This is a genomic window from Microcystis sp. M53602_WE12 (genome assembly GCF_030065455.1).
Lineage (GTDB): Bacteria > Cyanobacteriota > Cyanobacteriia > Cyanobacteriales > Microcystaceae > Microcystis > Microcystis aeruginosa.
In genome coordinates this window covers 1-1,736 of sequence record NZ_JASJFB010000160.1, presented here as the reverse complement: position 1 = coordinate 1,736, position 1,736 = coordinate 1, and the positions used below count along the sequence as shown (strand labels likewise).

General features: G+C 34.8%; 4 protein-coding genes. 1 reads left to right on the top strand and 3 read right to left on the bottom strand.

Annotation, left to right across the window (positions count from 1 at the left end):
• Window positions 1-233 precede the first annotated feature (233 nt).
• Window positions 234-437: a hypothetical protein gene (locus PX482_RS06245; protein WP_223212971.1), complete on the top strand. Its 204-nt coding sequence runs from the start codon at window positions 234-236 to the stop codon at window positions 435-437.
• Window positions 438-672: 235 nt separating this feature from the next.
• On the opposite strand, the gene PX482_RS06240 is transcribed toward PX482_RS06245, so the two are convergent.
• The 3 genes from PX482_RS06240 to PX482_RS06230 form a co-directional block, all read right to left on the bottom strand.
• Window positions 673-903, bottom strand: a complete 231-nt coding sequence (locus PX482_RS06240; RefSeq protein ID WP_002758010.1) for a type II toxin-antitoxin system Phd/YefM family antitoxin — start codon at window positions 901-903, stop codon at window positions 673-675.
• 122 nt (window positions 904-1,025) lie between these two features.
• Window positions 1,026-1,304, bottom strand: coding sequence for a hypothetical protein (locus tag PX482_RS06235; RefSeq protein ID WP_002758011.1), 279 nt, complete (start codon window positions 1,302-1,304; stop codon window positions 1,026-1,028).
• Window positions 1,273-1,467, bottom strand: a complete 195-nt coding sequence (locus PX482_RS06230) for a BrnT family toxin (RefSeq protein WP_002758012.1) — start codon at window positions 1,465-1,467, stop codon at window positions 1,273-1,275. Before PX482_RS06230 ends, PX482_RS06235 begins: the two co-directional genes overlap by 32 nt.
• Window positions 1,468-1,736: the final 269 nt, after the last annotated feature.

Below are 1,736 nucleotides of genomic sequence, written 5' to 3'. Positions count from 1 at the left end.
TAATCAATGAGTTTTTCAGGCTGAATAAAAGCATTTTCTCGATTAGTTAATGACAATTACTCTCAATCCTCAAAATATTTAGAGTTTCCAGATTAGCAGTCTTTACTTTTCTTGTCAATAGTTTTTGGGTAAATTTTTATTAAGTTTTTGTTAAGCTTCCCTGCTTTTTCCTATAAAGTTTGTGCTAAAATCAGGGAGAACACTCTGTGTCGTCTCCCGCCAAATAAATGCCAATGGATAACAATCGCTTGAATAAATCAATAGTAACTGTTTGCTCTTTAACAGACAATTCCGACGAGAGAGATTATTGGTTCAATGCTACTCCTCAACAAAGATTAATTGCTTTAGAAACAATGAGACAAATTAATTATGGTTATGATGCAACTACCGCCAGACTTCAAAGATTTTTTGAAATTGCTGAACTTAAGACAAGTTGAGTATTTGTTGATTGGTGGTTATGCTGTTAGTTACAATTTTTCTGAGTGTTTTCAAGAGAGGCTGATTACAGAAATAGATAGTATTGATGTTAATTATAATTAGTTTAAAGCATTTAAAACTAAACAAAAAAGCTAGTGCAAGATTTAAAGATTTAAACGACTTAGAAAATTTATCATAGATTAGACTTTTTTAGAGTCGCAATTTAGCGCAAAGCGCAAGTATCAAGAACAATTTTTATACTTCCGTCCATTCTTCGGTTGTTGGGGTAGTTAAATCTTCAAAATACTGAACTTTTCCTCGCATATTCTTAAACAATTCCGCCGTTGAATAACTTTTTTGATAGGGAGAAATTCTCGCCACTGGTTTAGTCCCTTCTGTCACTAAAATTTCTTCTCCTTGTAACTCCACAATTTTCAACAATTCTAGTAAATTAGCTTTTAACTGAGTTTTGTCAACAGTTTTCATAAAAAATTTTCCTTGCTATCCTATTGTGAATCTAAATCTTCTAGCACTGGTGAACCAAGGAAAAGGGAGACAACAGAAGAGCAAAAACCTGTACTCCCCCGCTCCCCCTCTCCCCTGCTTCCTTATCCTGCTTTTGTTATAGATGAACAAAAAGCTTTATTTGCTTGAGCATAAATTTTTAACGCCACCGACATTTGTTCTTGTGCAGTTTCTCCCTGGGATTGAAACCAAGCAAAAGTTTCTGGGTCTATTTCGACTTTTACAGTGACAAGATATTTAGGTAGTCGCAATTGTGCGTTAACCCAAAAATCTTCTGATAGTGGAGGAATATCAGAAGTATCAATATCCTCATCTTTCATCATATCAATTCTACTCCAATCTGTTTTTGAGGTATTGCTCATAATATTTTCCTTCATACGATAAGGCTTTTCTTAAGGATATAATGCGAATTGTTTGATCATCAGGTTCAGTATAGACAATAACAACGACTCGTCCATCTAGTAAACCAATAGCTACAAAGCGAACCTCTCCATAATTCTCCCGCTCATCCAATTCAACGACCATTGGCAAGTTAAAGATACGATGGCTCTTCGGGAATTGGGCTCTTCGGGAATTGTTATGCAAATAATTAACTTAAAATAAAATTCGATGAGAGCGCCTACGCTCAAAAGTAGCTGAAATCCATATAGGGAAGGACTTAAGGCATCAACAGGTTAATACCAAAAGATAGACAATCGAGTTAAGATTTGATATAATGGCCAAAAACCCGAGTGTTTTACTTATGATACTTGACAAATTTTTGAACCTACAAGGAACCTGTATTCAAGGCTATC